The following is a 24,604-nucleotide window of genomic DNA, read 5'->3' as shown; positions in this document are numbered from 1 at the left end:
GAGGACGCCCTTTGCCTTCTGTGAAGACTGTGACGGTGACGGCCCGACCGGGTTCCCCGGAGCGTGAGGGGCGCGCTCAGGCCCGCTCGTCCAGGTGGACGTCCACGTCCAGGTGCTCCGCCTCGTCCCAGAATTCCGGGTCCGCCTTCTGGAGGCGGGTCGCCGCGTGTTTCATGTGGCGGCGGGCCGCCGTGCGGGCCGCTTTCGCGTCGCCCTCCTCGATGGCCGTGAGGATCGCCTGGTGTTCCTGGCGGACCGCCTCGAAGAAGTCGTCGCGGCGGGCCTCGTTGGCGCGGGTGACGCGGATGCCGCCGCGGGAGACCTCGCCGAGGTAGTGGACCGTCGAGACCAGGACCGGGTTGCCCGTCGACTCGGCGATGGAGCGGTGGAAGGCGAGGTCCTCGTCCGTGCCGTCGCCGCCCGCCGCGACCGCCGTGTCGATCGCGGCCAGCGCGGCCCGCATCCGTACGATGTCGGCCGGCTTCGCGCGGGTCGCCGCCAGGTGTGCCGCCTCGGCCTCCATGGCGCGGCGGACCTCGACGATCTGGAGCACCTTCGCCAGCGTTCCCGGTGACTCGGTGTCGCCCTCCAGGTCGAGGGGGCGGATGCGGCGGGGCAGTACGAAGACGCCGCGGCCCTGGCGGGGTTCCACCAGGCCCGCGTTGCGCAGCCGGGAGACCGCCTCGCGGATCACCGTGCGACTGACGCCGAGCTGCTTGACGAGTTCGACCTCGGTCGGCAGCTTGTCGCCCGCCGTCAGCCGCCCCGAGTCGATCTCCTCGGTGAGCATCGCGGCGACGCGATCGGCGAGTCGCACGGGACCGTCCACCTTGTTGAACATGGCGTCAGTCTATCGACGTGGCCGCGGACACCTCGGCGCTCACCGCGGCCGGGTGGTCGGCCACGTACTGGAGGATCACCGACGCGAAGTCCGGGTCGGGGGTGAGACCGAGCGCCGCCGCGCGGGCGTTGTCGAACGACGCCGGCCACGAGCCGACGAGCGCCTCGACCGCCGGGTCCGGTGCCACCGTCACCAAGTCGGCCACCGCGTCGCCCGCCACCTCACGGAGCGTGTCCAGCATCTCGGCGACCGTCACCGTCAGGGCCGGGAGGTTCACCGGGATGTTGCCGGTCAACTGGCCCTCCTCCGTGCCGCGTTCGGCCTCGGCGACCCGCAGGATGCCCTCCACCGTGCGGCGCGGCGAGGCCAGCGCCACCCGCGTCTCCGGGCTCACCGGGCAGGCCGCCGGGAGGCCGGCGAGGGGCTCGCGGACCACGCCGGACAGAAAGCCGGAGGCGGCGGCGTTCGGCTTGCCGGGGCGCACCGACACCGTCATCAGGCGGGTCACGCGGCCGTCCACGTACCCGCGGCGGGTGTACTCGGCGACGAGCTGCTCGCAGATCCGCTTCTGCACGCCGTAGCTGGACTGCGGTGTCGGCAGCGTCGACTCGGTGACCACCGGCGGCAGCGGGAGCGCGGCGTCGGAGCCGTAGACCGCGACGCTGCTGGCGAGCACGAGACGTACGGAGGGGCCACCCGCCTCCGACTGGGCACGGGCCGCCTGGAGGAGGGTGCGGGTCGTGTCCAGGTTCGCCGTCATGCCGAGGTCGAAGTCCGCCTCGCACTCCGCCGACACCGCCGCCGCGAGGTGGATGACCACGTCGACCGGCTCGGCGAACAGTTCCGCGAGGTGCTCCGTGAGGTCGCCCCGCACCACGTCGACCAGCGCGTCCGCCATGAGTGGCGACTCGTCGGGCACGAACTTGTCCGCCAGCGTCAGGCGGTCGATGGGCGCGCCGTCGAACGTGCGCCGCTCCAACAGGGCTTCGGCGACCTGGCGGCCCAGGAAGCCGAAGCCGCCCGTGATGACGATCCTCATGATGCGTGCTCTCCAGAATTGTCGTGCGTGGTACGGAAGTTGCCGGTACGGAAGTTGTTCAGCCAGCCGAGGCCCTCGCTCGTGCCGGCCTTCGGGAAGTACTCGCAGCCGATCCAGCCGTCGAAGCCCAACTCATCGACGACTCCCATCAAATGACGGAGGTTCAGCTCGCCCGCGTCCGGTTCGTGGCGGTCGGGTACACCCGCGATCTGAAGGTGGCCCACGCGGCCCGTTGGCAGGTCGCGGCGGAGGGTGGTGGTGAGGTCGCCCTCGACGATCTGGCAGTGGTACAGGTCGAGTTGGACTTTCAGGTTGGCCGCGCCCACCTCCTGGACCACGGCGTGCGCCGCGGCCTGGTGGTTCAGGAAGTAGCCCGGCATGTCGCGGGTGTTGATCGGCTCGATGAGGATGTCGACACCCGTGGGCGCCGCCTGTTCGGTCGCGTACGCCAGGTTGGCCAGGTACGTGTCCCGGCACTCGGCGCGCGACACACCCTCGGGCACGAGGCCCGCCATGATGTGTACGCGCGGGCTGCCGAGCGCGGCCGCGTACTCCAGGGCCCGGTCGACACTCTCGCGGACCTCCGACTCGCGGCCCGGCAGCGCCGTGATGCCGCGCTCGCCGCCGTCCCAGTCGCCGGGCGGGGCGTTGAACAGGACCTGGCGCAGGCCGTGTTCGTCGAGGCGGGCGCGGAGTTCTCCGGTCCCGTACGCGTACGGGAAGAGGTACTCGACGGCATCGAAGCCGTCCGCCGAGGCCGCGGCGAAGCGGTCCAGGAAGTCGTGCTCGGGGTACAGCGTGGAAAGGTTCGCCGCGAACCTCGGCATGGTGGCTCCAATCGGAAGTGGTGTGTCAGCGGAGGTGCGTCAGCGGTTGACGACGCTCTTCTTCGTCGTCAGGACGGCCGCCGCCCCGATGACCAGCGACAGTGCCAGAACGTACATCGGGATCGCCGTCGAACCGGTCGCGTCCTTCAGCGCGCCGATCATGTACGGGCTGACGAAGCCGGCGAGGTTGCCGACCGAGTTGATCGCCGCGAGGCCCGCCGCGGCCGCCGTGCCGCCGAGGAACGCGGTCGGCAGCGACCAGAACAGCGGGGCGCAGGTCAGGACGCCGGCCGCCGCGATCGACAGGGCGACGAGGGCCAGCGGGGTCGAACCGGTGAAGCTCGCCGCCATCGAGAAGCCGACGGCGCCCATCAGGGACGGGATCACGAGGTGCCAGCGGCGCTCACGGCGTTTGTCGGCGGAGAAGCCGAACAGGTTCATGGCGATCAGCGCGGCCAGGTACGGGACGGCGCTCAGGGCGCCGATCGCGAGGCCGCCCTCGACGCCGGTGGACTCGACGAACGTCGGCATCCAGAACGTCAGCGCGTACTGGCCCATCACGAAACAGAAGTAGATGAGGCACATCAGCCACACCTTGCCGTTGCGAAAGGCGTCGAGGGCACGGCCGTGGACGGTCTGGTGTGTGGCGTCGGCGGCGAGGGCGTTCTCGATGACCGACTTCTCGTCGTCGGTCAGCCACTTGGCGCCGCGCACGCTGTTGTCGAGCCAGAACAGGCAGACCACACCGATGACGAGGGCCGGGATCGCCTCCACGACGAACAGCCACTGCCAGCCGCTCCAGCCGGCCGCGTCGTCGAAGACGTCCATGATCCAGCCGGAGAGCGGGTTGCCGAAGATGCCCGCGACAGGGATCGCCGACATGAACATCGCGATGACGCGCGCCCGGCGCTGGGACGGGAACCAGTACGTGCAGTAGAGGATGACACCGGGGTAGAACCCGGCCTCCGCGGCGCCGAGCAGGAAGCGGAGCACGTAGAACGTCGTCTCGCTGTTGACGAAGGCGAACGCCGCGGACACCACGCCCCAGCTGATCATGATGCGGGCGATCCAGGTGCGGGCGCCCACCTTCTGCATCAGCAGGTTCGAGGGGACCTCGAAGAAGAAGTAGCCGATGAAGAAGAGGCCTGCGCCGAGCCCGTAGGCCGCCTCGCTGAAGCCGAGGTCCGAGGACATCTGCAGCTTGGCGAAGCCCACGTTCACGCGGTCCAGGTACGAGACCACGTAGCAGAGGATCAGGAAGGGGACGATGCGGCGGATCACCTTGCGGAACACCGCGTTCTCACGCGCGAGTTCGGGGGTTTCGGCCGTGGGGACGGTCGTGGACATGAGGGGCACTTCCTTGTGCGGCTCAGGTGGGGGAATGAGCGGGGCGGGGGGACTGCCGACTACCAGGCCGCGCCGAACGTGGCTCTCAGCTCGGCGATGGCGTCTTCGGGGAGGGGAGCGGGCTTGCGGTCGGTCGCCAGCCAGAGGCGGGCCGTCTCCTCGAGCTCTTCGAGGACGGCGAGCGCGGAGGCGGCGTCCGGGCCCCAGACGACGGGGCCGAGGCGGTCGAGCAGGACCGCCCTGATCGGAGTCCCTTGAACGGTACGGGAGTTGATCCGCTCGGTCACCAGGTCGGCGACGCGCGGGTCCCCGGGCCGGTGGTACGGGATGTGCGGGACGTGACCCACCTTCATCACGTAGTACGGGGTGATGGGTGGCAGTACGTCGTCCTGGTGCCACACACCGGCGAGGGTGAGCGCGACCAGGTGTGTCGAGTGGGTGTGGATGACGAAGCGGGCCGTGGGGTCGGCCTCGTAGATCCGGCGGTGCAGGGTGAGTGTCTTGCTGGCGCGGTCGCCCGCCACCTCCACACCCTCCGCGTCGACGAGCGAGAGCCGCTCGGGTGTGAGGAAGCCGAGGGCCGCGTCGGTCGGGGTGATGAGGTGGCCGAGGCCGTCGTCGAGCTTGGCGCTGATGTTGCCGGCGCTGGCGTGGACGTAGCCGCGGGCGAAGAGGCTGGTGCCGACGCGGACGATCTCCGAACGCGCCGTGTCGACGGGGGAGTTGGTGTCGGGTGTCATTGGTGCGCCCCCTGGCCGAGCTCGGCGAGCTTGTCGAAGGACGCGGTGAAGAAGTCCGGGCCGCCGAAGTTCCCCGACTTGAGCGTGATGTGGAGAGTGTCACCGTCGGCGAGCGGCGCCGCACACCACGGCACACCGGGGTCGATCTGCGGGCCGATCCGCAGCCCTGTCAGACCGAGTGCCTGCACGACGGCGCCGGAGGTCTCGCCACCGGCGACGACGAGCCGCCGCACCCCGCGCTCGACGAGCCCCTGGGCGACACGCGCCAGCGTCCGCTCCACCAACTCCCCGGCCTCGGCGGCCCCGAGCCGACCCTGCACATCACGTACGGCGTCGGGGGACTCGGTCGAGTAGATGAGAACCGGTCCTTCGGACGACAGGTGGGCGTCGGCGAAGGCGAGCGCCTCGGCGGCCACGTCCTCGCCCGCCGCGATCCGCATCGGGTCCACGCTGAAGCCGGGGCGGCCGGTGGCGAGGAAGTCCCGCACCTGACCGTTCGTCGCGGCGGACACCGATCCGGCGACGACCGCCGAATGGCCGGAGGCGGCGGTGAGTTGGGCGGCCTCGGGGGACGGCTCGATGCCCCAGTTCGCGGGCAGCCCGATGGCGAGGCCCGAACCGGCGGTGACCAGCGGCAACTTGGCGACCGCGGCACCGAGCCGCACCAGGTCGTCGTTGGACACGGCGTCGACGATCGCGGCGCCGACCCCCTCCGCCCGCAGCTCCTCGATGCGCGCCGCGATGGCCTCGGGGCCCGCCGCGACGGCCTTGTGGTCGATGAGTCCGACGGGCCGCCCGGTCTGCGCGCCGAGCACGGACACAAGATTGGAGTCGGTCATCGGGGTGAGCGGATGGTGTCGCATGCCGCTCTCGCCGAGCAGCACATCACCGACGAAGAGGTGTCCCTTGAAGACGGTGCGCCCGTTGTCGGGGAACGCGGGCGTCGCGACGGTGAAGTCCGTGCCGAGCGCGTCCATCAGCGCCTCGGTGACCGGGCCGATGTTGCCGGCCGGCGTCGAGTCGAACGTCGAGCAGTACTTGAAGTAGATCTGCTCGGCGCCCGCGGAGCGCAGCCAGTCCAGGGCGCGCAGCGAGGAGTCGACGGCCTCGGCCGCCGGGACGGTCCGCGACTTGAGCGCGATGACGACCGCGTCGGCGTCCTGCGGCGCCGCCGCGTCCGTCGCCGGTACGTCGATCAGCTGGACCACGCGCATGCCCGCGCGCACCAGATTGTTGGCGAGGTCGGTGGCGCCGGTGAAGTCGTCGGCGATGCATCCGAGGCGGATGGGCACGTCAGGCCTCCTTCTCGTCGTTGTCGTGGGTGTTCGGCCGGTGCTCGGGCAGCTCGATGCCCGGGAAGATCTTGATGACCGCGCTGTCGTCCTCGCCGCCGAGGCCGGACGCGGAGGCCTGGAGGAACATCTGGTGGGCGGTCGCGGAGAGCGGCAGCGGGAACTTCTCGGGTCGTGCCGAGTCCAGCACGAGACCGAGGTCCTTGACGAAGATGTCGACGGCGGAGAGCGGTGTGTAGTCCCCGTCCAGCACATGGGCCATGCGGTTCTCGAACATCCACGAGTTGCCCGCGCTGTGCGTGATCACCTCGTACAGCGACTCGGCCGGCACACCTGCCTTGATGCCGAGGGCCATGGCCTCCGCGGCGGCGGCGATGTGCACGCCCGCGAGCAACTGGTTCACGATCTTGACCTTGGAGCCGAGCCCGGCCGTGTCACCGAGCCGGTAGACCGCGGCGCTCATCGCGTCGAGCACGGGATCGGCGAGCGCGTACGCCTCCGGGGAGCCGGAGGTCATCATCGTCAGCTCGCCGGTGGCGGCGCGGGCGGCGCCGCCGGAGATGGGGGCGTCGAGGAACCGCACGCCCAACTCGCCGAGCCTTCCCTCGAGTTGGACGGAGAAGGCGGGGTCGACGGTGGAGCACATGACGTAGACGGCGCCGGGCCGCAGCCGGTGGGCCGCGCCGCGGCCGCCGTCGTTGCTGTCGCCGTCACCGTCGCCGAACAGCACCGATTCGACCTGCGCCGAGTTGACCACGACACCGACGAGGACGTCGACGTCGGCCGCCAGGTCACCGGCCGTGTCGTACGCGGCGCCGCCCTCACGGGCGAAGTCGGCGGCGACGTCGGCGCGCAGGTCGTGGACCGCGACATGGAACCCGGCGGCGCGCAGACTGCGCGCCATACCGAGCCCCATGGCCCCGAGGCCGACGACGCCTACGCGTGGGTGGTCCTGGCGATCCTGGTCGTGCATGTGTGTCTGTCCCTGTCTCTCGCCGTGGGCCGGGGCCGTGGGTCGAGGCCCCTGGGGCCGTCGAGCGCAGGTCATATGATGACCTGACGTCGCTGGTGAGTACAGGGTGATGCCGGTCACAGGTGAGTGACGGCGTCCACGTCGGGGGGCAGGGGGGCGCGGGTTCGCCGGAAAGTTGAGTCACAAGCGGTGCGCGGGACCTTGTCACCCGATCCAGCGGCGCTCTATTGTCCCGCGCAGAAAGCGCTTTCTCTCTCTTTTCGCCGGGCACCGCACCCGTGGCACCGGCATGCCCAGAGCACCTGAGTCAGCGCGCCAGTCAGTGCGCTGCACTGCACCGGAAGGGAACCACGACGATGAAGTTACCCAGACCCGTCGCGCTCCGCCTCACCGCCGCCGTCGGCGCGCTCGCCCTCGCGGGAGCCGCCGCGATGACGTTGTCGACGTCCGAGGCGTCGGCCGCCGTGACCGGCAGCGCCACCGGCTACGCCACGCAGAACGGCGGGACCACCGGAGGCGCCGGCGGGGCCACCGTGCGGGCCACCACCGGGACGCAGATCCACGCGGCCCTGTGCAACCGCGCGAGCGACAGCACCCCGATCACCATCGAGGTCGAGGGCACGATCAACCACGGCAACACCAGCAAGGTGTCGGGCGACAGCTGCAACACCGCCGACGGTGTCATCGAGCTCAAGCAGATCAGCAACGTCACGCTCGTGGGCGTCGGCAACGGCGCGGTCTTCGACCAACTCGGCATCCACATACGCGAGTCCAGCAACATCATCATCCAGAACGTGACGGTCCAGAACGTCAAGAAGTCCGGCTCGCCCACCTCCAACGGCGGCGACGCCATCGGCATGGAGAGCGACGTCCGCAACGTCTGGGTGGACCACGTGAACCTGCTCGCCTCGGGCGGCGAGTCGGAGGGCTACGACGGCCTCTTCGACATGAAGGACAACACCCAGTACGTCACCCTCTCGTACAGCACGCTGCGCAACTCCGGCCGTGGTGGCCTCATCGGCTCCAGCGAGACCGAACTCTCCAACGGCTACATCACGTTCCACCACAACCTGTACGAGAACCTCGACTCCCGTACGCCCCTGCTCCGCGGCGGCACGGCGCACATGTACAACAACTACTACGTGAGCCTCAACGAGTCGGGCATCAACTCCCGCGCCGGGGCGAAGGCCAAGGTCGACAACAACTACTTCAAGAACTCGAAGGACGTCCTCGGCACCTTCTACACCACCGCCGCCGGATACTGGCAGGTCAGCGGCAACACCTTCGACAACGTGACCTGGTCGGCCGCCGCGAGCGACTACAAGCCGGCCGGACCGAACCCGGTGTCGAACACCACGGTCTCGATCCCGTACTCCTACAAGCTCGACGACGCGTCGTGCGTGCCGGGCATCGTGGGTCAGACGGCGGGCGCGGGCAAGGGCATGAAGGTGTCGGACGGCAGCTGCTCGACGCAGACACCCACGCCGACCCCGACGCCGACACCCACGGACCCCACGCCGACGCCCACGCCGCCCTCCGGGAGCAACCTGAGCATCGGTGCGGGCTCCGACGGCTCCAGCAAGGCGGACGGCACCAGCTACGGCAACGTACGAGACGGCAGCATGAGCACCTACTGGTCGCCGAGCGGCACGACCGGCTCGGTCTCGGTCAAGTGGGGTACGGCCACCGCGGTCTCCAAGGCCGACATCCGGGAGACGGCGGGCGCCACCGGCCGCATCAAGGCATGGCGGGTCGTCAACGGTGACACCGGCGCGGTGCTGGCCTCCGGCACGGGAGCGGGTGTCACGTCCTTCCCCAGGACCTCACTGAAGAAGCTCACACTGGAGATCACCAGCGCGAGCGCGGCGCCCCAGGTGGCGGAGTTCGAGACCTACGCGCAGTAGGCGTCGGCGCCGACGACACACCATGACACCCCCTCCCGCCGGTTTCCTCACCGGCGGGAGGGGGTGGGCTACCAGCCGCTCAGCCGTGGAACGTGATGTAGCCGTTGCCGTCCCGGTCGTTCGTCGACGCCTTGTAGGAGTGGACGTCGGAGCGGGGGCCGGAGGGCTTGTACAGGTAGATGGTGTCCTTGTCGTTGTTCCATATGAAGTTGCAGTTGTCGCGGTAGACGACGTTCTTCGCGTCGGAGTCCGTGCCGTTGCCGCCGCGCAGCTTGACGTAGTCACCGGGCTGGAGGGAGTGGCTCGCGGTGAACGTGAAGCGGTTCCCCGTGGCGTCCTTCACGACGTACCCCTTGAGGTTGACCGTCGCGGTACGTGAGTAGTTCTTGATGGTCACGTACTCGTCCTTGGTGTTGCCACCCGAGCAGCGGTTGGAGTCCGGACCCGGGGCGTTGTACTGCACGCCCCGGATCTTCAGCGCCGAGGAGTACTCGGTGGCCTGCGCGGGTGTCACCGCCGCGGCGAGCGCGGCGGCGGCGAAGACGGCGGGCAGGGCGTAGCGGTAGCGCATGAGGTTCCCCCCTCAGTGGTTCCAGTGGAGCCCCGCGAGCATATGGCATGTGAATACGTAGTGGCGTCGACGTGCAGGAATTGTGCGCAGGTTGAGATCTGTGGGTCAGGGTGCGCTGATCGACGCCCCGGGCCCGAGCGGTATGTCGAAGCCGTAGAAGATGCCGAGCACCGCCAGCCACGCCACGAGGAACGGCACCACGAACACCGACAACCGCGAGAGCAGTGAGCCGAGTTGGGCCTCCGGTTCGTAGCGTTTGAGGACGGTGAGGAGCAGGAAGACGTAGGGGTTGAGGGGAGTGATCATCTGGGTGGCCGAGTCGCCGATGCGGAACGCCGCCTGGGTGACCGCCGGTTCCATGTGGAGCAGCATGAAGGCGGGTACGAACACCGGGGCCACCAGCGACCACAGCGCGGAGCCCGATGTGATGAACAGGTTCAGTACGCACACCAGCAGGACGAACGCCACCAGGCCCAAGTAGCCCGTCAGGCCCACCGATTCGAGCAGCGCCGCGCCCTTCACCGCGAGCAGCGTGCCCAGGTTCGTCCAGTCGAAGACGCCGATGACCTGGGCGATGACCAGGATGAGCACGATGTACGCGGACATGCCCGTGATCGCGTCGGCCATCATGCGCGGCACGTCCTCGAAGCGGGTGACCGCCTTGACCGTGCGGCCGTAGACCGCGCCGGCCAGCAGGAACGCCACGAAGAGGAGCGGGACGATGCCGTCCAGTACGGGGAGGGGACCAGCGCCCCGCCCTCGCCGCGCAGCGGGGAGCCGGGCAGCAGCCAGCAGGTGATGACCACGGCCGCGTAGGCGAGGACCGCGAGTCCGGCGCGGAGCATGCCCCGGCGCTGGAGGTCGGTGACCTCCGTGGTGACGTCTCCCGTGGTGGCTTCGTCGGCGGCCCGGGCCGTGGTGTCTTCGCCGGCGGCCTGGGCGCCGTCCGCGGTCGGCCACGGCAGTCGCGGCTCCAGGACGCGGGCGATGAGGAAGCCGCCGATGAGGGCGAGGACGATGCTGGCCGACGCCGTGTAGAAGTAGTTGATGAGGATGTGTGTCGGGGCGTCCGCGCCCTGCGGGAGGACCTGCGCGGCCTGATGGGTGATGCCCGTGTAGAGGGCGTCGAGGGCGCCGATCGAGAAGCCCGCCGCGTATCCCGCGCACACGCAGGCGAAGCCGCCGATCAGGCCCGCGACCGGGTTGCGGCCCGCGTTCTTGAACACCAGCGCGGCCAGCGGCGGGATCACCAGGATCGCCACGTCGCTCATCAGGTGTGCCTGCGCCGCCACGAACGCGACCAGGTAGGGCAGGAGCCACCGAGGGGCGCGGGAGATCGACGCCCGGACCACCGTCTCCAGGAGGCCGGTGCGCTCGGCGACACCCACCGCCGCCATCATCAGCAGGACCGTGCCGAGCGACGGGAAGCCCGTGAAGTTGGGGATGAAGTTCTCCAGGAGCCAGACCACGCCGTCCCCGGTGAACACCCCCCGCACGGCAACTGTCTTGTCCTCGCCGGGAATTCGGACCGTCGCGTCCGCCGCCGCGAGCACGGTGGACGCGGCGCCGACGAGGACGAACAGGCCGAGGAAGAGGAGGACCGGGTGGGGCAGCTTGTTGCCCACCCGCTCGATGCCGGACATGGCCTTGTCGATGAACCCCCGTTCGGTGGGGGCCGTCTCGGGGGCCGGGGCCTGTGTCGTCACGTCCCGAGTCCGTTCTTGCGGAGTGTGCCGCCCTGTGCGACGAGGACGACGTTCGCCGGGTCGGCGAGCAGCGCGATGTCGGCGAGCGGGTCGCCCTCGCACAGCACCAGGTCGGCCCGCTTGCCCGGCTCCAGCGTGCCGATCTCGGCGTCCAGGCCGAGGAGTTCGGCGGCGGAGCGGGTACCCGTCGTGATCGCTTGCAGTGGTGTCATGCCGAGGGCCACGAGGTGGGTGAGCTCGCGCAGGTTGCGGCCGTGCGGGACCATCGCCGCGTCCGTACCCATGGCGATCTTCACGCCCTCGGCGATCGCCGCGGAGATGTTCTCCTTGGTGATCCCGGACCAGCGGACCTTCTTCTCGTAGTGGTACGGCTCCATCGTGGCCTTGTCGATGCCGTCGAAGACCGTGGAGAGCGTCGGGACGACGAACGTGCCCCGCTCGCCCGCGAGTTCACGGGCCTGCGCCGACATGCCGTAGCCGTGCTCGACGCTGGTGACACCGCCGCGGATGGCGTTGAGGATGCCCGCCGTGCCCTGCGCGTGCGCGGCGACGGGACGGCCACCGTGCCGGGCCAGCTCCTCGACGACCGTACGGATCTCGTCCTCGGTCAGGCCCTCGTCGTCCGGGTGGTCGTAGGGGCTCGACATGCCGCCCGTGGCACACACCTTGATGACATCGGCGCCCGCGCGCAGCAGCTTGCGCACCGCGAGCCGCACCTCGTCCGGGGTGTCGGCGATCTCGCCCATCCCGGAGCTCGGGTCGAAGCCGCACTCGGTGGCGAAGTCGGCGTGGCCGCCGGTGTGGCTGAGGATGCGGACCGCCGTGTGGATGCGCGGGCCGCTGGTCAGGCCCTGCGCGACGGCCGTGCGGTAGCCCGCCGGCAGCCCGCCGAGGTCGCGCACGGTGGTGACACCCGCGTCGAGGGTGGCGCGCAGCCGGTCGGCGGTGCGGAACACCTCGACCGTGGTGTCCTGCTCGTAGCGGCGCACCATCTGGCGCGCGGACTCGACACCGAGGTGGACGTGGGTGTCGATGAAGCCGGGGAGGAGGGCGCGGCCTCCGGCATCGATGGTGCGTACGCCGGGCAGGGCGTCCGGCGCTGTCGCCGTCGGGCCCGCGTAGGCGACGAGGCCCTCGGCGTCGACGACGAGCGTGGCGCCCTCGACAGGCGCGGCGCCGGTGCCGTCGATCAGGCGGGCGTTGGTGATGCGGAGCGAGGAAGGGTGTTGGGAACTCATGAGCGAACACTGTCGGATTCGGCGATGACGAACACGTAAAATCGCAGGAACCTGACCTTGAACCCCTCCCTGTGCAGGATTTCGGCCACTGTGAGAACGCAGCATTCGGAACCGACAGCGGCGGAACCCGCCGCGGCGGACCGCGCCCGGATCGACGAGCTCGACCTCGCGCTCGTGCACGCCCTTCAGGTCAACACCCGCGCCCCGTGGACGCTCATCGGCGAGGCCCTCGACATCGACCCGGTCACCGCCGCCCGGCGCTGGGAGCGGCTCGCGCGCAGCGGGGCCGCCTGGGTCGACGGGTACCTCGCGCTCGACCGCGACGAGGGGTCGGTGTACGCGCAGGTCGAGATCGACACGGGCGGGCATCTGCCGGAGGACGTGCTGACCTCGCTCGCCGCGGACTCCCGGATGCTCAGCCTCAAGCAGACGTCGGGCGGGCGTGACCTGCTGGCCATCGTGGGCGCCTCGTCGTTCGACGACCTCGCCCGCTACACCGGCGAGCGGATCTCCCGGCTGCCCGGCGTGCGCGGCACCCGGATCCATGTCATCACGGCGGTGCCCTTCGAGGGCGCGCAGTGGCGGCTGCGGAGCGTCTCTAATTGGCTTGGGTTTCCTGGGTTGTCCCGGGTGTTCGGGATGGTCCGGGAGGGGGACTCGGCCATGGCCACCTCGGTGTTCGGGTGGGTGTGGTGTGGGCGTGGCGGTGGAAGCCTGCCCCGAGTCGTGCCCCGCCCGGCCGGTGTGGCCGGGTGGGGGTGCCAATTGTGGTCGGTGCCTGCTGCCTTCGGCGCCGCTGGTTGCGGTGTGTCGGGTGCGTGGGGTGCCGCCCCGCCGGACGCTTGCCACCCGGACCTGTCGTCCCCGCCGGGGCAGGGGCTCGGGTGTCGGGTGGGGCGGGGACCCTGCGCCGCTTCCCGGGCACGGGGTGTCTGCTCGTCGGGCCGCTCTTGGTGCGGTCCGGGGTCTGGGGGTGGACCGCACTGGCGCGGTCCAGTGCCTCGACGACGGTGCGGATCACGTAGGTGCCGCTGGTGCGGTCGAGGCGGGTGGTGTGCTGGTGGGTCAGCCCGCGGGCGCCGATCCGCTGCCACGCCGCGATGTCGCGGCCGGTGCTGTACCCGCAGGCCGGGTTCGGGCAGCTCGCCCACGCCCACCCGGAGCGGAGGTCGTTGGGGGCGCGGTGGTGGCGGAAGCCGGTCAGGCAGCGCGGGCAGTACTTCGACGTCCCGCGCGGGGGCACGATGACGACGGCGATGCCGTGGACGGCGGCTTGGTGGCGGGTGTGGGTGACGATCGCGCCGCGCACCGTCTGCGACAGCCGGGTGTTCAGCGTGCGGCCCTTGCCGCGCGCCTCCATGTCCCGCAGATCCTCCAGATAGATCACGCTCGCCCCTGCGGCCAGGGCATGGTCGACCATGAACCGGGCCGCCGCCCGCGCCAGATGCGCGTTCAACCGGGTGCGTTTGCGGGCGACCCGCTCCCGCTCCGTCTCCAGGACGGCGAGCTTGCCGCGCACCCACGGATCCGGGGGCAGGCCACGCTCGGTGCGGGAGGTGGTCAGAATGTCGAGGGCGGTGATGCGGGTGTGCAGGTGCTCGCCCTGGAGGCGCAGCCGGTCGGATCTGGCCAGCACGCCGTCGGCGCGGAAGAACAGCGGCCGTCCGTCGGTGACCACGCGGGGCTGGGTCTCGTCGGTGAGGTGGAGGGTGCCGCCGGTGAGCAGGGTGTTCAGGCCCCAGTCGAAGGCGACCGCCACCCGATGCCCGGTCCGCTCGGTCTTGGGCACGGCGTGGGCGTAGGGAAGATCGAGCAGGAGGCGGCCCTGGCGGATGCGCAGGGTGGGCGGGCACAGCACCGCGCCCGCCGGGACATGCGGCGGCAGGCGGAAGCGCAGCCGCACCGGATGCCAGTCCGCCCGGGACACCGGGTCGGGCCGCACCGGCAGGCGCACGGTCAACACCGCGTAGCGGGCCGGGTCCTGATCGCAGCGCTCCAGGGTGGCGAGCTGTTTGTCGACGGCGGCCAGCAGCGCCTGCCCACCCACCCGTGGCGCCTGCTCGCACTCGGTCAGCCCCGTCGGAAGCGAGCCGTGCCGGGCCCGATAAGCGACGATCTGCCGGGTACGGGCCTTCAACACACCGGAGGCCACCATCCCGCCGTCGTCGGGCAGCACGGCGCGCAGCGCCTCCCACTCCCCGTCGGTGCGGCGCTCGGGATCGGCCGGCCAGGTCGCCAGCACCGCGGCAGTGATCCGGGCGCGCCACCAGGCCGAGCGCAGCACCCGCCCGGCCTGCTCCTGCACCATCCGCACCACCCGGTCGGACACATACATGCCCTCCGGCACCACTGGAGCCCAGCGCAGACGGCGCAGCGCCATCCACGCCTGCGACGGCAACGCCACCCCCAACCGATCGACACCAGAGGCGAGTTGGGCCAGATCGGCCTCGTTCCAGTGCTCGCGCATCAGAGCGTCGGCCAGATCGCCGACCAGCGTGGTCAGCCAGCCGGCCCGCTCCACCACCTGCGCCTCACCCAGGGCTTCGCCGGTCGTCACATCCACGCCCCGCAGCACCCGGGCACAGGCCGCCGCGACCTGCTGCACCTCACCCGCACCCACCACGACCTTCCGCCGCACGCGACCCACCCCCTCCCGACCACGTACCGCACGACCACGCCGACGATCACATCAACGACCGCATCCCTGTACGGGTTACGCACCCCCGTACGGATCCACTGCTACCAATGCGTAGCCCAGGAAATCTCTGGATCCCCAGCCGAACCCGCCAACTGTTAAACCCTCACGCCGAGCCAGCGCGCGGTGCTGCGGCCCGAGTACCCCAAGAGCACAGCCGCCGAGAGCCCCGTCCCCGATGAACCGATACGTCCCATCGACCGGCGCATCGCGCACGCGCTCGGCACGGACGGGCGGATGCCGTTGTCCGGCCTGGCCCAGGCCACCGGGGCGAGTACCGCCACGGTGCGGCGCAGGGTGTTTAACAGTTGGCGGGTTCGGCTGGGGATCCTGGGTGTTCCTGGGTTCGTCAGCCACTCCGAAAATCGTACGGAGGTCCGGTGTGTGACCTGTGCGAGTGGCACGTCCGGGGTCGAGGGTTGCAGGCGGGGCGGACGGAGCTAACTTGGTCCGCAGGTCGCCGAGTCTCCATGTCGGCGGCGCTTTCAGGGACCGGAAACACCGCTCCTGTGACACAACGCCCCGTGCCCGGGAAGCGGCGCGGGATCCCTGCCCCGTCCGGGTCCACACCGACACGGAAAGCGTCCGGCAGGGCGGCTACCACCGCGCCAGACCCGCCGCAGCCAGCAGCAGGAGCCGAACACGATCGGCACCGATCGCACCCCGCGGTCGGCCAACGGCTCGCACCCCGGCGGGATTCCAACCCCCGCCAGCACACTTGCGAGCCATCCATCCGACGTCGCCCAGGATCACCCAGGACGACCCAGGAAACCCCAGCCGATCAGAGACGCTGCGTGCGCTGACCGCGGGCGGACGTCTCTCCCTGCGGTGCACACTCGCCCGGCCGCTCACGGAGTTCCCCGTCTCGGCCGTCTACTTCGGGTCCGTGCCCGCCGAGAACCTGGACCCCGCCGTGCAGGCCCTGCGCACACTTCCCGGTCTGCGGATGTGCAGCATCACCGCGGGCACCCACAACCTCATCCTGGACATCTGGCTGCGCACGCTCGCCGAGGTGCACACCACCGAGGCCCTCCTCAACCGGCGCCTCGCCGACCTCGGCCTGCGCATCACGGAGCGCGCGGTGGTGCTGCGCACACTGAAGCACGCCGGCCGACTGCTCGACCGGCGCGGCCACAGCGTGGGCGCGGTTCCCCTCAGATCGACCGGAGGCTGAGCTCCCGCTCCTCCGCGTCCGCGTCGAACCCGACCGGCTCCCACCGCTTCACGAGCAGTGCGATCAGGCCGAGGACGGGCGCGCCGAGAATCACCCAGTACACCCCCGTGCCGAGGCCGGTGCTGAGGATCGGGAAGAAGAACAGGGTCAGCGTCGAACCGAGGCGCAGCACCGCCTGGTTGAAGCCGATGCTGACACCGCGCATCGACGTCGGGAAGCCCAGCGAGGCGTAGCTCATGATGTGTGCGCCGGGGCCGAAGCCCTGGGCGAACATGAAGGCTCCCAGCATCAGGATGCCCGCCGTGACGACGGCCGTTCCCGAAGGCTGCCCGACGAGCGCGAGCACGGTGATCGCGACGAGCTGGATCGCGAAGCCCAGCGTCATCATGGGCCAGGCGCCCTTCGTCGACGCCCAGCGGATGCCGAGCAGCCCGCCGGTCAGGGCGAAGACGAGGTTCAGGGTGAAGGACGACGCGATCGTCGTCAGCGGGCCCTGCGTCATGAGCGTGGCGATGATGATCGGCAGGCCGAACGCGACCGCGTTGTAGCCGAAGGTCTCCGCGAGGCCGACCGCCACCGACTGGATGGTGCGGGTGCGGTACGGGCCCTTGAACAGGCGCGCGTAGGAGGCGAGCCCGGGCCGTTGCGGGCGCTCCGTCTTCCCCTGCACGTCATCGGGGACGTAGGCCCCCACACCGTACGAGTCCCGCAGGATGCCCGCCGCGCCCTCCAGGTCGCCCTGGTCGGCGGCCCAGGTCGGCGACTCGTTCATGTAGCGGCGGCGCAGCAGCAGGACCACGAGCGCGGGGACCGCGCCGAAGCCGACGGTGAAGCGCCACAGCCAGCCCAGGTGGGCGTCGGGCAGCAGGAAGTACAGCGCCATGATCACGAGGTAGCAGCCGCTGGTCGCCGCGTACCAGGCGGGCGACCAGGCGGCCGTGCGCGAGCCCTTGCTGCCCTTGCCGCGCAGCCGGGAGAACTCGGCGAGGAACGCGATGGCGACCGGGATGTCCATGCCGACACCGATGCCCATGACGAAGCGGGCGCCGATCAGCGTCCACGCGTCCTGTGCCACGGAACACACCAAGGCTGTGACGACGAAGAACAGCATGTTGGCCATGAAGACCCGGTATCGCCCTATTCGGTCGACGAGCCAGCCGCCGACGAGCGCGCCGAGCAGCGAGCCGACACTGATCGAGGCGGTGACGACACCGGCCATCGTGGAGCTGAGGCCGAACTGCTTCGTGATGTCCGGCAGCCCGTACGCGAGCGAGCTGAGGTCGTACGCGTCGAGGAAGATGCCGCCGAGCGCGATGATCACGATCATCCGGGCGTGCTTGCCGCGCGCCGTGCCGGAGTTGACCAGGTCGGAGACATCGGCCGCGGACCGGATCGGCACGGGTCCGGACGCCGCCTCCGCCGGCGTGGGTGAGGGCAGGGAGGAAGTGGTGCTCACGGGGGCCTTCCGGGGTGCTGGTGTGCTGGTGTGCTGCAGAGGGGGAGAGGTGTCCCACGGAATCGTATGCAGCCGCCGGAAGGTCACCGTCCGCTTGTCCGCATGCTGGTCACGGCGGTGGTCACGGTACGAGCGGGGCCCGGCCGTCGACCGGTGTCACCATTCCGCGAACGACCCGTCCCCGTGTCGCCACACCGGGTTGTGCCAGCTCGACGCCGAGTCGTTCGCCGTGCGGACCGCCTTCTCGTCGATGCGGACGCCGAGGCCCGGCAGGGTGGGGCGGGAGAAGTGGCCCTCGTGGAAGCGGAAGACCTCGGGGTCGGACACGTAATCGAGGAGTTCGGAGTCGTTGTTGTAGTGGATGCCGATGGACTGTTCCTGGATGAGGAAGTTCGGGGTGCAGAAGGCCAGTTGGAGGCTCGCGGCCAGGGCGACGGGGCCGAGTGGGCAGTGTGGGGCGACCAGTGCGTCGAAGGTCTCGGCGAGGGAGGCGATGCGGCGGGACTCCGAGATGCCGCCCGCGTGGGAGAGGTCGGGCTGGACGACTGCCACACCGGATTGCAGGGCCGGGAGGACCTCCGTGCGGGAGTAGAGGCGTTCGCCCGTCGCGACGGGTGTCGTCGTCGACTCCACCACCCGGCCGATGCGGTGTGTGTACTCGGGGAGGACCGGTTCCTCGACGAACATCGGGCCGTACGGTGCGATGGCCTCCGCCGCGCGGACCGCGCCCGCCACCGTGAACCGGCCGTGGAAGTCGACCGCGAAGTCGCCGGCCGGGCCCAGGACCTCGCGGGCCGTCGCGGCGCGCGCCGCCATCGCGTCCAGTGAGGCGACGGTCGGCAGGCGGTCGGCGCGGCCCGCGCCGTTCATCTTGACCGCCGTGAAACCCGCCGCCACCTGCTCGGCGATCTGGTCGCGCAGCTCGGTCGGCTCGTCGCCGCCCACCCAGCAGTAGGCGCGCACCCGCTCGCGCACGGGACCGCCCAGGAGCTGGTGCACGGGAGCGTCGTACGCCTGGCCCGCGATGTCCCACAGCGCCTGGTCGAGGCCCGCGACGGCGCTGGAGAGGACCGGGCCGCCCCGGTAGAAGGAGCCCTTGGTCATCAGCTGCCAGTGGTCCTCGATCCGGAACGGGTCCGCGCCGACGAGGAACTGGTCGGCGAGTTCGTGGACGGCCGTGCGGACGGTGCCGGCACGGCCCTCCACCACGGGCTCGCCCCAGCCGACGAGACCGTCGTCCGTCTCGATCCGGCAGAGCAGCCAGCGCGGCGGGACGGCGAAGGTCTCGACTCGGGTGATCTTCAAGCCAGTTGCTCCTCTTGCCTGTTGACGCTTACTCCTGGGCCGCCATTACTCCGTGGCTCTACTCCTTGACGCTGCCCTCGGTCAGACCCGTCCGCCAGAAGCGCTGGAGGACGAGCATCGCGACGGCGAGCGGGATGACGGAGACGAAGGCTCCGCCGATGGTGTACTGCGTCAGCTCCGGGACCCGGTCGGCGGCCTGCTGCCACGTGACCAGGCCGAGGGTGATCGGGTACTTCCGGTCGTCGGAGAGCATCACCAGCGGCAGGAAGTAGTTGTTCCAGATGTGCACGAACTGGAAGAGGAAGACCGTGACCAGGGCCGGTGTCATGATGCGGAGCACCAGCGTCGCGAAGATCCGTTCCTCGCCCGCGCCGTCCACCCGCGCGGCCTCCAGGAGGGAGTCGGGGATGGACGCCTCGGCGTAGATCCGGCACAGATACACGCCGAAGGGGGAGACGATGCTGGGGATCAGGACCGCCCAGTACGTGTCCGTGAGGTGCAGTTTGCTGAAGAGGAGATAGAGGGGGAGTGCGAGGGCCGTCGACGGGAGGAGTACGCCTGCCAGGACGAATTTGAAGACCGCCTCGCGGCCCCGGAATTGGTACTTCGCGAGGGCGAAGCCGGCCGCTGCCGAGAACAGGGTCGCGAGGACCGCGCCCACTCCCGCGTAGAGCAGTGAGTTCAGCGCCCACTGGATGTAGACGTGGTGGTCGTAGGAGAAGACGTTGCCCAGGTTGTGCAGCAGCTGCGGGTTGTCGAACCAGAAGCCGAACGAGCCGTAGAGGCTGTCGTTGTTCTTCGTCGCGGCGACGATCAGCCAGTACACGGGGACGAGGAAGTAGATCGCGGCGATCGTGAGGACCGCGACCAGCACGATCCGGCCCGGCGTGATCCGGCGCGGCCTGCTCGCTCGCACGGGCGCGGGCGCCACCGGTGGGTTCTTGACGTCGACGGCGCTCATCGCTCGCTCCTCTGCTTGCGCGTGACGAGGCTCAGGAAGCCGAAGGACAGGACCATCGCGACCACCGCGAGGATCACCGACTTCGCGGCGGCCACATAGATGTTGGAGTTGGAGAAGGCGTCGAAGTACGCGCTGAGGTTCGGCGTGTAGTCGGGCGTCACGGCCGGGGCGATCTTCTTCAGGACCAGCGGCTCGGCGAACAGCTGCATCGTGCCGATGATGGAGAACACGCAGGTGAGGACGAGTGCCGGGCGGACGAGCGGGATCTTGATACGGAGCGCGGTCTGCCAGGGACCCGCCCCGTCGATCTTCGCCGCCTCGTACAACTCCTGCGGGATGGACCTGAGTTGGGCGACGATGATCAGCATGTTGTAGCCGGCGAACTCCCAGATGACGATGTTCGCGATCGACCACAGCACGTTGTCGGGGCCGAGGAAGTCCGGCTGGAAGCCCAGGTCGCCGAGCAACTCGGTGATGGGGCTGATGCCGGGGACGTAGAGGAATCCCCACAGGATCGTCGCGATGACGCCGGGGATGCCGTACGGGAGGAAGTACGTGGCCCGCATCAGGCCGGCCCAGCGGTCGGAGATCTGGTCGAGCAGCAGCGCGAGGACGAGCGAGAGCAGCAGCATCACCGGGACCTGCACGATGCCGAAGAGCAGCACCCGGCCGAAGCCCTCCAGGAAGGCGTCCTGTTGGAGTGCGAGGGCGTAGTTGTCGAGGCCGCCGAAGACGACCTTCGGGGCGCCGAGCCCGAGCGGTCCCGAACGCTCGACCTTCAGCAGGCTCTGGTAGATCGCGTAGAACACCGGGATGATCATCGCGAACAGGTAGACCGCGAGGAACGGGGCGAGGAACATCCACGCCTTGCGGTCCGGACGGGCGCGGCGCGTGCGGCGGCCGGTGGCCTTCTGGGGCGCGGCCGGGTGCGCGGAGCCGTCTCCGTCGGACCGCGGGGACTTCACGGATGATGTCGTCATCGTGCGCTCCTCGCCTTGAGCCCCTTGGCCTTGAGGTCGTCGACGAACTTGCTCTGCGCGTCCTTCAGCGCCTCCGCGAACGTGCCGTGACCCGCGAGGGCCAGCGCCAGGTTGTCCTGGATGTGCGTGAAGGACTGCGTGGTGGTCGGCGCGTACCGCCAGGAGGTGTCGACATTGCGGTCGGAGGTCTGGAAGACCTCGTTGTAGCGCTGGCCGCCGAAGAACGGATCCGGCTTGCCGAGCGGTGTCTTCGGCAGGTCGATCTTGGCGGCGGGCCAGCCGTACCCGGCCTCGATGAGCAGCTTCATGCTGTCGGGGTTCGTGTTCAGCCAGTGCGCGACCTTCAGCGCCTCGACCGGGTGCTGGGAGCCCTGGAGGACGGCGGTGGAGGAGCCGCCCCAGTTGGAGGAGGCGTGCGCGCCCTCCTCCCACTGCGGCAGTTCGGACACCGCCCACTTGCCCTTGGTGCGCGGGGCGTTGCCGCGGATCAGCGCGTCGTACCACTGCGCGCCGGGCCACGTCGCCAGCCGGCCGGACTGGAGCCCCTTGTAGAAGGCGCTCTGCGAGTCCTGCGTCTGGATGAGGAAGCCGTCGCGGACCAGGCCGTCCCAGTAGTCGGCGACCTCCAGGGACTCCGGGGACGTCAGGTCGACGATCCAGGTGTCACCCTCCGTGCGCACCCAGTGGGCGCCGCGCTGCCAGGGGAAGGAGGCGAACCACTGGGCGTTGGCGGGCGGGAAGGCCGTCATGTACGAGCCGTGCTTCCGCACCTTCTTCGCGGCGGCGCGGTACGCGTCCCAGGTCCTGGGGACCTCGATGTCCCACTTCTCGAACAGGTCCTTGCGGTAGAAGAGCCCCATGGGGCCCGAGGCCTGCGGGATCGCGTACGTCTTGCCCGAGAAGACGCCCTGCTTCCACTGCCAGTCGACGTAGTGGTCCTTGAGCTTGTCCGCCCCGTACGCGCTGAGGTTCGTCAAGCCGCCCTCGAGCATGAACTCGGGCAGCGCGTAGTACTCGACCTGGGCGAGGTCCGGCGGGTTGCCGGCCTTCACTGCGGCGTGCATCTTCTGGTAGCCGCCCGAGGTGTTGGCGGGGACCATCTGTGCGACGACCTGGATGTCCGGGTTGCGCTTGTTCCACAGCGCGACCGCCTTCTGCAGGGGCACCCACGTCCATAGCCTCAGGGTGACCTTCTGGCCCGGCTTGCGGTGGTGGTCCCGCGTCATGCGGGCGGCGCCGGCGGATTCGCCGCAGGCCGCTACCGCGGGGGTGGCGGCGGTTGCCGCGGCCCACGTCAGGATTTTTCGCCGGGTGGGTGTTGGGGGCATCTGACCTCCTTGTCAGTGCGCGATTTCGGCCGCACGGCGTTGCGGTCGCGGGGCTCTGCCCCGGACCCCGCTGCTCAATCGCCGCAGGGGCTTGATTCGAGTACGGCCACGCCGTAGGGCGGCAGTGCGATGTGAGTGGTGGGGGGTGCGTGGGTGGTGAGGCGGTCGCGCATCGGTGTGGGGAGGTCGACCGCCGCCTCGACCTCGCCGTGGTTCAGCAAAAACAGGAAGCGGCCGCCCGCGCCCTCGCGGACGGTCGCCTGCACGGCTGTGGGGAGGTTCGGGAGGACGGGGGTCACCCCGGCTTCCGCGCGCACCCGGTCCAACAGGGCCCGCAGTGCGGCCGGTTCGAGGCGGGTGCCGATGTACCAGGTCGTTCCCTCGCCGTACGTGTGGCGGGTGACGGCGGGGCGGTCCGCGAGGTCGCCGTCCTCGAAGACGGCGACGGCTTCGGCGCCCTCCAGGTCGATGGCCTCCGACCAGAGGTCGGCGCGGCCGGTCAACTCGCCCCGCACCGTGAGGTGTTGACTCTCGTCGAGTGGCCAGAACTCCTCCGTGCGAATGCCGAGGAGGCGGCGCAGGTGGGCGGGGTAGCCGCCGAGTTCGACGCGGTCGCAGTCGTCGACGATGCCGGAGAAGAAGGACACGAAGAGGTGTCCGCCGCCCTCGACGTAGGCGGCGAGCCGCTCGGCGTTGTCCTGGCTGAGGAGGTACAGGTTCGGCACGACGACCAGCCTGTACGAGGACAGGTCGCGGTCCGGTGGGACGATGTCGCAGGTCACGCCCGCGTCGAAGAGGGCGCGGTGGTGCGCGAGGTTGATCTCGGTCTGGTTCAGGGCGGTGGAGGGGTGCGAGTCGAGTTCGAGGGCCCACCAGCTGTTCCAGTCGGTGAGGAGCGCGGCGTCGGCCGTCGAGCGGGTTCCCGCGATCTCCGGCACGGACGCCAACTCCCGGCCGAGGTCGGAGACTTCGCGGAAGATGCGGGTGTCGGTGCCGGCGTGCGGGACCATCGCGGAGTGGTATTTCTCGGCGCCGCCGCGGGACTGGCGCCACTGGAAGTACAGGATCGCGTCGGCTCCCTGCGCGACGGCCTGCCAGCTCCACAGCCGCATCCGGCCGGGCTGCTTCGGGCTGTTGCGGGGCCGCCAGTTGACGGCGCTGGGTGCCTGTTCCAGGAGCAGCCAGGGCTGTCCGCCGCGCGCCGAGCGCATCAGGTCGAAGTTGTAGGCGGCGGTCAGGTGCGGGGCCGCCTCGTAGGGGTCCTGGTAGTGGTCGAGGGCCATCACGTCCATGTGCTGCGACCAGGCGAAGGCGTCGACCGGCTTGTGGTTCGGCATCAGGTTCGTGGTGATGGGCACGCCGGGTGTGATGCGGCGCAGGACGGCCTGTTCGGCGAGGTAGCACTGGCGCAGTGCGTCGTCGCTGAAGCGCCAGTAGTCCAGCTGCTGGGCCGGGTTGGCGAAGGTGGGGGCCAGGCGCGGCGGCAGGACCTCGTCGAAGGTGTCGTAGGCCTGTGACCAGAAGGCCGTGGACCAGGCCTCGTTGAGGGCGTCCACGGAGTCGTAGCGTTCGCGCAGCCAGCGGCGGAAGTCGGCGGCGGACACGTCGCAGTGGCACTGGCGGGTGTGGCAGCCGTACTCGTTGCCGATGTGCCAGGAATCCAGGGCCGGGTGGTCGGCGTAGCGGGTGGCGAGGCGTTCGACGAGGCGGGTGGCGTGCCGGCGGTAGACGGGGCTGGAGGGGCAGTAGTGCTGGCGCCCGCCGGGCCACTTGCGCCGGCCGTCGGCGTCCTGCGGGAGGACCTCCGGGTGCAGGCGCGACAGCCACGGCGGGGGTGACGCGGTCATGGTCGCCAGGCAGACCCGGATGCCCGCGTCGGCGAGGTTGTCCATGATCCGGTCGAACCAGCCGAAGTCGTACTCGCCGGGCCGGGGTTCGACCTTGGCCCAGGAGAAGATCCCGGCCGTGACCATGGTGACCCCGGCCTCCTTCATCAGCCGGGTGTCCTCGGCCCAGACCTCCTCGGGCCACTGCTCGGGGTTGTAGTCGGCGCCGAAGTGGAGCATCGCACCTCACTCGATCGGTGGGATTCGCTGTCTGTGCCCGGTGTTGTGCCGGGTGTTGTGCACGGCCTTGTTCAATCCATTAATTAGGAATTAACGTGGCGGAATATAGAAGCGTGGATGGAGGGGGTCAACCCCCCTGTGCGGCCGAACAGTTGATGAAC

The 24,604-nt window shown here is 70.1% G+C and carries 19 protein-coding genes and 2 pseudogenes; 4 read left to right on the top strand and 17 right to left on the bottom strand.

Annotated features, from left to right (window positions below):
• Positions 1-76: 76 nt before the first annotated feature.
• Genes ACP4E5_RS11120 through ltnD form a run of 7 tightly spaced genes read right to left on the bottom strand, consistent with a single transcriptional unit; the run spans position 77 to position 7,059 of the window.
• Complete coding sequence (locus ACP4E5_RS11120; protein WP_425827488.1) at positions 77-841, bottom strand: FadR/GntR family transcriptional regulator; 765 nt, start codon at positions 839-841, stop codon at positions 77-79.
• Between the two features lie 4 nt (positions 842-845).
• Entirely contained in the window at positions 846-1,880 is a 1,035-nt protein-coding gene (gene denD, locus ACP4E5_RS11115) for a D-erythronate dehydrogenase (protein ID WP_425827486.1), read from the bottom strand.
• The gene (otnI, locus tag ACP4E5_RS11110) at positions 1,877-2,707 is read right to left on the bottom strand and encodes a 2-oxo-tetronate isomerase (RefSeq protein WP_425827484.1); all 831 of its coding nucleotides are present in this window, start codon (positions 2,705-2,707) and stop codon (positions 1,877-1,879) included. The genes denD and otnI overlap by 4 nt, the downstream gene beginning before the upstream one ends.
• A 39-nt stretch (positions 2,708-2,746) precedes the next feature.
• Positions 2,747-4,054, bottom strand: a complete 1,308-nt coding sequence (locus ACP4E5_RS11105; RefSeq protein ID WP_425827482.1) for an MFS transporter — start codon at positions 4,052-4,054, stop codon at positions 2,747-2,749.
• Between the two features lie 59 nt (positions 4,055-4,113).
• Positions 4,114-4,794 (bottom strand): class II aldolase/adducin family protein, encoded by a 681-nt coding sequence (locus tag ACP4E5_RS11100; RefSeq protein ID WP_425827480.1) that lies wholly within the window; start codon positions 4,792-4,794, stop codon positions 4,114-4,116.
• Entirely contained in the window at positions 4,791-6,086 is a 1,296-nt protein-coding gene (gene otnK / locus ACP4E5_RS11095) for a 3-oxo-tetronate kinase (protein ID WP_425827478.1), read from the bottom strand. Before otnK ends, ACP4E5_RS11100 begins: the two co-directional genes overlap by 4 nt.
• 1 nt (position 6,087) lies before the next feature.
• Complete coding sequence (gene ltnD / locus ACP4E5_RS11090) at positions 6,088-7,059, bottom strand: L-threonate dehydrogenase (RefSeq protein WP_425827476.1); 972 nt, start codon at positions 7,057-7,059, stop codon at positions 6,088-6,090.
• A gap of 356 nt (positions 7,060-7,415) precedes the next feature.
• On the opposite strand from ltnD, the gene ACP4E5_RS11085 reads away from it, so the two are divergent.
• Positions 7,416-8,963, top strand: coding sequence for a pectate lyase family protein (locus ACP4E5_RS11085; RefSeq protein ID WP_425827474.1), 1,548 nt, complete (start codon positions 7,416-7,418; stop codon positions 8,961-8,963).
• 79 nt (positions 8,964-9,042) lie between these two features.
• Here the strand turns inward: ACP4E5_RS11085 and ACP4E5_RS11080 are convergent, their stop codons facing one another.
• The 3 genes and pseudogenes from ACP4E5_RS11080 to ACP4E5_RS11070 form a co-directional block, all read right to left on the bottom strand.
• Positions 9,043-9,534 (bottom strand): lamin tail domain-containing protein, encoded by a 492-nt coding sequence (locus ACP4E5_RS11080; RefSeq protein ID WP_425827472.1) that lies wholly within the window; start codon positions 9,532-9,534, stop codon positions 9,043-9,045.
• 105 nt (positions 9,535-9,639) lie between these two features.
• Positions 9,640-11,177 (bottom strand): annotated as a pseudogene (locus tag ACP4E5_RS11075) (AbgT family transporter).
• Positions 11,178-11,236: 59 nt separating this feature from the next.
• Positions 11,237-12,478 (bottom strand): metal-dependent hydrolase family protein, encoded by a 1,242-nt coding sequence (locus ACP4E5_RS11070; RefSeq protein WP_425827470.1) that lies wholly within the window; start codon positions 12,476-12,478, stop codon positions 11,237-11,239.
• 90 nt (positions 12,479-12,568) lie between these two features.
• Here ACP4E5_RS11070 and ACP4E5_RS11065 point away from each other — a divergent pair.
• Positions 12,569-12,970 (top strand): annotated as a pseudogene (locus ACP4E5_RS11065) (Lrp/AsnC family transcriptional regulator); the annotation flags it as partial.
• Between the two features lie 106 nt (positions 12,971-13,076).
• Here ACP4E5_RS11065 and ACP4E5_RS11060 read toward each other — a convergent pair.
• Positions 13,077-15,116, bottom strand: a complete 2,040-nt coding sequence (locus ACP4E5_RS11060; protein ID WP_425827468.1) for a zinc ribbon domain-containing protein — start codon at positions 15,114-15,116, stop codon at positions 13,077-13,079.
• A gap of 183 nt (positions 15,117-15,299) precedes the next feature.
• On the opposite strand from ACP4E5_RS11060, the gene ACP4E5_RS11055 reads away from it, so the two are divergent.
• Together ACP4E5_RS11055 and ACP4E5_RS11050 are read left to right on the top strand one after the other, a co-directional pair.
• Complete coding sequence (locus tag ACP4E5_RS11055) at positions 15,300-15,617, top strand: AsnC family protein (RefSeq protein WP_425827466.1); 318 nt, start codon at positions 15,300-15,302, stop codon at positions 15,615-15,617.
• Between the two features lie 274 nt (positions 15,618-15,891).
• A complete protein-coding gene (locus ACP4E5_RS11050; RefSeq protein ID WP_425827464.1) occupies positions 15,892-16,347 on the top strand; it encodes a hypothetical protein in 456 nt (151 codons plus the stop codon).
• Here ACP4E5_RS11050 and ACP4E5_RS11045 read toward each other — a convergent pair.
• The 6 genes from ACP4E5_RS11045 to ACP4E5_RS11020 form a co-directional block, all read right to left on the bottom strand.
• Positions 16,328-17,803, bottom strand: coding sequence for an MFS transporter (locus ACP4E5_RS11045; protein ID WP_425827462.1), 1,476 nt, complete (start codon positions 17,801-17,803; stop codon positions 16,328-16,330). The genes ACP4E5_RS11050 and ACP4E5_RS11045 overlap by 20 nt on opposite strands.
• Before the next feature lie 156 nt (positions 17,804-17,959).
• A complete protein-coding gene (gene dgoD, locus ACP4E5_RS11040) occupies positions 17,960-19,108 on the bottom strand; it encodes a galactonate dehydratase (RefSeq protein WP_425827460.1) in 1,149 nt (382 codons plus the stop codon).
• Positions 19,109-19,166: 58 nt separating this feature from the next.
• Positions 19,167-20,069, bottom strand: coding sequence for a carbohydrate ABC transporter permease (locus ACP4E5_RS11035; protein WP_425827458.1), 903 nt, complete (start codon positions 20,067-20,069; stop codon positions 19,167-19,169).
• Positions 20,066-20,929, bottom strand: a complete 864-nt coding sequence (locus tag ACP4E5_RS11030) for a carbohydrate ABC transporter permease (protein ID WP_425841204.1) — start codon at positions 20,927-20,929, stop codon at positions 20,066-20,068. The genes ACP4E5_RS11035 and ACP4E5_RS11030 overlap by 4 nt, the downstream gene beginning before the upstream one ends.
• Before the next feature lie 116 nt (positions 20,930-21,045).
• Positions 21,046-22,377, bottom strand: a complete 1,332-nt coding sequence (locus ACP4E5_RS11025; protein WP_425827456.1) for an ABC transporter substrate-binding protein — start codon at positions 22,375-22,377, stop codon at positions 21,046-21,048.
• Between the two features lie 74 nt (positions 22,378-22,451).
• Entirely contained in the window at positions 22,452-24,443 is a 1,992-nt protein-coding gene (locus ACP4E5_RS11020) for a beta-galactosidase (protein WP_425827454.1), read from the bottom strand.
• Positions 24,444-24,604: the final 161 nt, after the last annotated feature.

The organism is Streptomyces fractus, from assembly GCF_049844455.1.
GTDB classification, from domain to species: Bacteria; Actinomycetota; Actinomycetes; order Streptomycetales; family Streptomycetaceae; genus Streptomyces; species Streptomyces fractus.
Note: the sequence above shows the minus strand (reverse complement) of the source record. Positions and strands in the feature narration are given on the sequence as shown.